Source organism: Zoogloea ramigera, assembly GCF_006539865.1.
GTDB classification, from domain to species: Bacteria; Pseudomonadota; Gammaproteobacteria; order Burkholderiales; family Rhodocyclaceae; genus Zoogloea; species Zoogloea ramigera.
In genome coordinates, this window is record NZ_BJNV01000150.1 from 1 (window position 1) to 2,126 (window position 2,126).

3 protein-coding genes are annotated in these 2,126 nt (G+C 63.7%); all 3 read right to left on the minus strand.

From position 1 onward, the window contains the following. A partial coding sequence (locus ZRA01_RS20105; protein ID WP_141355147.1) for an amino acid ABC transporter ATP-binding protein occupies positions 1–709 on the minus strand: 709 nt, incomplete at its 3' end. 40 nt (positions 710–749) lie between these two features. Next, positions 750–1,439 (minus strand): glutamate/aspartate ABC transporter permease GltK, encoded by a 690-nt coding sequence (gene gltK / locus ZRA01_RS20110; protein ID WP_141355148.1) that lies wholly within the window; start codon positions 1,437–1,439, stop codon positions 750–752. A gap of 1 nt (position 1,440) precedes the next feature. After that, on the minus strand, positions 1,441–2,126 hold a 686-nt coding region (locus ZRA01_RS20115), incomplete at its 5' end, for an amino acid ABC transporter permease (protein ID WP_141355149.1).

The window sequence follows — 2,126 nt, forward strand, 5'->3', positions numbered from 1 at the left end:
CCAGGAACTGGCGGGCGCGCTCCGAGCGCGGGGCGCCGAAGAAGGCGTCCTTGCTGTCGTCCTCGACGATGCGGCCCTGGTCCATGAAGATCACCCGGCTGGCCACCTTCTTGGCGAAGCCCATCTCGTGGGTGACGCACATCATCGTCATGCCCTCCTGGGCCAGCTCGACCATCACGTCGAGCACCTCGTTGATCATCTCGGGGTCGAGGGCCGAGGTGGGCTCGTCGAAGAGCATGCAGATCGGGTCCATCGCCAGCGCCCGGGCGATCGCCACGCGCTGCTGCTGGCCGCCCGAGAGCTGGCCCGGAAACTTGTGGGCGTGGGCCTTGAGGCCGACCCGCTCGAGCAGCTTGAGGCCCTTGTCGGTGGCTTCCTCCTTGCCGCGGCCGAGCACCTTCTGCTGGGCGATGGTCAGGTTGTCGGTGATGCTCATGTGGGGGAACAGCTCGAAGTGCTGAAACACCATGCCCACATGGCTGCGCAGCTTGGACAGGTTGGTCTTCGGGTCGCCCACCGACACGCCATTGACGGTGATGGTGCCGGCCTGGAAGGGCTCCAGCCCGTTCACACATTTGATGAGGGTGGACTTGCCGCTGCCCGACGGGCCGCAGACGACGATCACTTCGCCCTTCTTGACCTGCGTGGTGCACTCGGTGAGCACCTGGAAGCTGCCGTAATGCTTGGATACGTTGTCGATGGAAATCATGTCTCGCTCCTGGGGATCAAGGGATCAAGGGATCAAGGGATCAATGGGCCACGTGGGCATTGAGTTTCTGTTGGTAGCGCCGCACCAGCAGCGACGCCGCAAAGCACACCGCGAAATACACCGCGCCGGCAAACAGCAGCAGCTCGACCAGCCGCCCGTCGCGGTCGCCCACCTTGTAGGCCGCGCCGAAGAAATCGGCCAGCGCCGACACATAAACCAGCGACGTATCCTGGAACAGCACGATCGCCTGGGTCAGCAGCAAGGGCACCATGTTGCGGAACGCCTGCGGCAGCACCACCAGACGCATCGCCTGGGCATAGCTCATGCCCAGCGCCGAAGCCGCCGCCACCTGGCCCTTGGGCACGCTCTGGATGCCCGCGCGGATGATCTCCGAGTAATACGCCGACTCGAACAGCGCAAAACCGATCATCGCCGACGTCAGGCGCACATCCGTGTTCGGGTCCAGGCTGAAAAAGCTCTTCAACAACTGCGGAACGATCAGGAAGAACCACAGCAGCACCATCACCAGCGGAATCGCCCGGAACAGGTTCACATAGCTCGCCGCAAAGAACGCCAGCGGCTTCACCGACGACAGCCGCATCATCGCCAGCGCCGTCCCCCACACCACCCCGAAGACCACCGCCGTCAGCGTGATCTCCAGCGACACCTTCATCCCCTCCCACAAAAAGGGCAGCGCACCGGGGATCGACGACCAATCGAATTCATACATCTCACTTCCCCCCCAGATAACCCGGCACGCGGGTCTTGTTCTCGACGACACGCATCAGCGTCATCACCACCACATTGATCAGCAGATACAGCACGGTGACCGCAATGAACGACTCATACGGCTGCGCCGTGTAATCCACCAACTGGCGCCCCTGGGCCGCCAGCTCCAGCAGCCCGATCGTCGAGCACACCGCCGAATTCTTGAAGATGTTCAGAAACTCGGACGTGAGCGGCGGCACCACCAGGCGGAAAGCCATCGGCAACAGCACATGGCGATAGGTCTGCGGGAGCGTGAAACCCAGCGCCAGGCCCGCGTTCTTCTGGCCGCGGGGCAGCGCGTTGATGCCGGATCGCACCTGCTCGCAGACCCGCGCGCTGGTGAAGAACGCCAGGCACAACATCGCCGACACGAACTGCTGGGTGAGCGGATCGAGCTGCTGCTTGAAGGCATCGCCCAGGCCGAAGGGCAACACCTCGGGCAGCACGAAGTACCAGATGAAGAGCTGCACCAGCAGCGGGATGTTTCGGAAGACCTCGACGTAGGTGGCGGCGATGCCCGACAACCACTTGCCCGGCACGGTGCGCAGCACGCCCATCAGGCTGCCCAGGGCCAGCGCGATGACCCAGGCCGACAGGGACAAGGCGATCGTCACCTGCAGGCCGTCGAGCATCCAGCCTAGATAAGTGC